1 protein-coding gene and 3 pseudogenes are annotated in these 3,141 nt (G+C 74.3%); all 4 read right to left on the minus strand.

Features of this window, described 5'->3' with window-relative positions; all coding sequences use genetic code 11:
• Positions 1 to 651: pseudogene (tsaB, locus tag AC2W7J_RS16960) on the minus strand (tRNA (adenosine(37)-N6)-threonylcarbamoyltransferase complex dimerization subunit type 1 TsaB); the annotation flags it as partial.
• Between the two features lie 87 nt (positions 652 to 738).
• Positions 739 to 1,179: pseudogene (gene tsaE, locus AC2W7J_RS16965) on the minus strand (tRNA (adenosine(37)-N6)-threonylcarbamoyltransferase complex ATPase subunit type 1 TsaE); the annotation flags it as partial.
• Positions 1,180 to 1,308: 129 nt separating this feature from the next.
• Positions 1,309 to 2,340: pseudogene (locus AC2W7J_RS16970) on the minus strand (alpha/beta fold hydrolase); the annotation flags it as partial.
• A partial coding sequence (gene alr, locus AC2W7J_RS16975; RefSeq protein WP_485983847.1) for an alanine racemase occupies positions 2,340 to 3,141 on the minus strand: 802 nt, incomplete at its 5' end. The pseudogene AC2W7J_RS16970 and the gene alr, both read right to left, overlap by 1 nt.

Consider the following 3,141-nt stretch of genomic DNA (forward strand, 5'->3'; position numbering starts at 1 on the left):
GGCGCGACGCGTCGGGCCGGCGCAGGTAGAGCGGCTCGATCGGCATGTCGGCCCCGGCGGCGATGCGCCGGGCGGCCAGGCCGGCGAGGACCCCGGCGTCGACGTCGAGCAGCCCGTCAGCGTCACAACCGGCGAGCGAGGTCAGCAGGTCCGGGTAGAGCAGCGGCCCGCGGCCGACGGCCGGCAGGGCGCGTACCTCCTCGGGCAGTTCAGAGGGCCGGGTCACCTCGGGCTCGTCGAGGACGGTGATCTCGCCTGCGGCGCAGCGATATCGGGCCCAGTAGACCTCCTTGCGCCGGGCGTCGGTCGCCACGAGCAGCTCACCCTCGTGACCCTGCGCGGCGGCCGCCGCGGCGAGGGCGTCGAGTGAGCAGACGCCGTGGACACCGATCCCCCGCGCGTGGCGAAGGTCTGCGCGGTCACGAGCCCGACCCGCAGCCCGGTGAAGGGCCCCGGTCCGGTGCCGACGGCCACGTGGGTCACCTCGTCGACGCCGGTGCCGGCCGCCGCGAGGGTCTCGACGAGCATCGGGGCGAGCAGCTCGGTGTGCCGGCGAGCGTCGACGGCACTGCGGCTGGCCAGGACCTGCTCGCCGTCGTGGACGGCGACCGAGATGGCCGAGGTGGCGGTGTCGAGCGCGAGCAGCCTCACGGGGTTCCCCCTTCGTCCGGGGTCGTCGGGGCAAGGCGCCCCGGAGCTCGACGCCCCGGCTGCCGCCTGCAGGTGCGCCTCGACGTCGACGTCGGCCCAGCGGGGACCGATGCCGGTGACGGCGAGCGTGCGCTCCTCGGTCTCGGGGTCGGCGACGAGGGTGATCTCGAGGCGGTCGTCGGCCAGCCCCTCGACGAGCCCGGCGCCCCACTCGACGACGGTCACGGCCTCGTCGAGCTCGGAGTCGAGGTCGAGGTCGTCGAGCTCGGCCGAGCCGCCGAGGCGGTAGGCATCGACGTGCACGAGCTCCGGCCCCCCGACGAGTGAGGGGTGCACGCGCGCGATGACGAAGGTGGGAGAGGTCACGGCCCCCCGCACGCCGAGCCCCTCGCCCAGCCCGCGGGTGAAGGTCGTCTTGCCGGCCCCCAGCCCACCGGTGAGCACGACGAGGTCACCGGCACGCAGCAGGTCGGCCAGCCGCCGCCCGGCAGCGACGGTCGTGTCGGTGTCGGTGAGGAGCACGCTCACGCGCTTCGCCCCGCGGGCTCCGCGGCCCCCTTCGCTGACGGCGGCCCCGGCCCGCTCGGCGTCACGCTCGGCGTCCACGCCCCGACTGCGCTCGAGCAGACCGAGGATGCCGTCGGTGACCGGCCCCGGCCTCTCGAGCTGTAGGAGGTGACCCACACCGGGAACGACGACGTGCTCGGCGGCCGGCAGCGCGTCGGCGAGCGCCTGGCTGTGCGACGGCGGGGTCAGCACGTCCTTGGACCCGGCGACGATGAGCACGGGGGTGTCGACCAGCCCGGGCAGGCTGTCGCGCACGTCGAGCTCGTCGAGCTCGGGCAGGAAGGCGCCGATCGCGTCGAGTCGGGTGCCGAAGATCATCGTCGCGAGCTTGCGCACCATCTCCTTGGGCATCGGCGTGCCGAAGGAGTAGCGCTGGATCGCGCGGTTCTCGACAGCACGTCCGGCGGCGCGCATGCCGCCCCACACGCCGTCGCGGCGGCCCAGCCCACCGAGGAAGCCGGGTCCGAAGCGGGTGATCACGCCGTCGAGCACCTTGCCCAGACCGACGTGCACGAGGCTGTCACCGCCGGCACTGGTCGCGATGAGGGCGACGCCGCGGACCCGGTCGCGGGTCACCTCGGGATAGCGTCCGGCGAAGCTCATGATCGTCATGCCACCCATCGAGTGGCCGACGAGGACGAGCTCCCCCTCGGGCGTCGTCGCGTCGACGACGGCCCGCAGGTCCTTGCCGAGCTGGTCGATGGTGCAGTGCTCGAGGTCGCCGGCCTGCGAGGCGCCGTGGTTGCGCTGGTCGTAGCTGACGACGCGGTAGCCGGCGTCCACGAGCGCGCGCCGCTGGAAGACCCAGGAGCTGAGGTTGAGCACGAAGCCGTGGACGAGCACGACGGTCGGCCCGGTCTGCGGGGTCCAGCCCTCGGGCTCGTCGACCTCGACGTGCAGCACGACCCCGTCGTTGGCCGGCACGGCCATGACCTTGTCCGTGGCGAAGGGGAAGACGTGCACCTTGTCGTGGTGGGTCACGGCATAGGCGCGCGAGCGCTTGACCGCGGACCGGCCCGCGTAGCCCGCGCCGGCAATCGCCGCGCCGCCGACGGCCGCGGCCGCCAGACCGATGCCGGTCGCGGCCGCCTTGCCGATGCCGCCGTGCTCGTGCTCGTCCATCACAGGCCTCCGAGGTAGCGGCGGGGCACGCGGGGCCCGAGCCGGGTGACGATCTCGTAGTTGATCGTGTCGATCGCGGCAGCCCAGTCCTGGGCGGTCGGCTCGCCGTCGGCCTCGCGGCCGATGAGCACGACCTCGTCGCCGGAGCGGGCCGGGCTGTCGGCGCCCAGGTCGAGCACCATCTGGTCCATGCACACGCGTCCCGCGACGGTGTAGCGGCGGCCGCCGACCTGCATCGGGCCGGCGTTGGAGGCGTGCCGCGGGATGCCGTCGGCATAGCCGAGCGGCACGAGACCGAGGCGGGTGTCCCCCTTCGTCACGTACTGGTGGCCGTAGGAGATGCCCTGGCCGGCCGGGCAGTCCTTGACGTTGATGAGGCGGGCGACGACGCGCATCGCCTCGCGCAGGCCGAAGTGGGTGGGGCCGCCGATGTCGGGCACCGGCGACAGGCCGTAGATCGAGACGCCGGGGCGGACCATGTCGAGGTGCGCCGACGGGTTGGTCAGGGTCGCGGCGGAGTTGGCGAGGTGGCGGATGCGCAGGCGCAGCCCGGCGCGCTCGGCGTCGGCGAGGATCTCGCCGAAGGTCTCCTGCTGGCCCCGCACCGTTGGGTGATCCGGGGCATCGGCGTAGGCGAAGTGGCTGAAGATGCCCTCGACGTCGAGCACGCCCTCGGCCTCGAGCCGGGCCGCGTCGACGAGCATGCCGGCGAGGTCGTCGCGCCACGCCCCCACCGCGCCCCGAGGCCGGTGTCGACCTTGAGGTGGACGCGCGCGGTGAGACCGGTCGCCCGGGGCCGCC

Source organism: Janibacter sp. CFPM2_SD2, assembly GCF_057364645.1.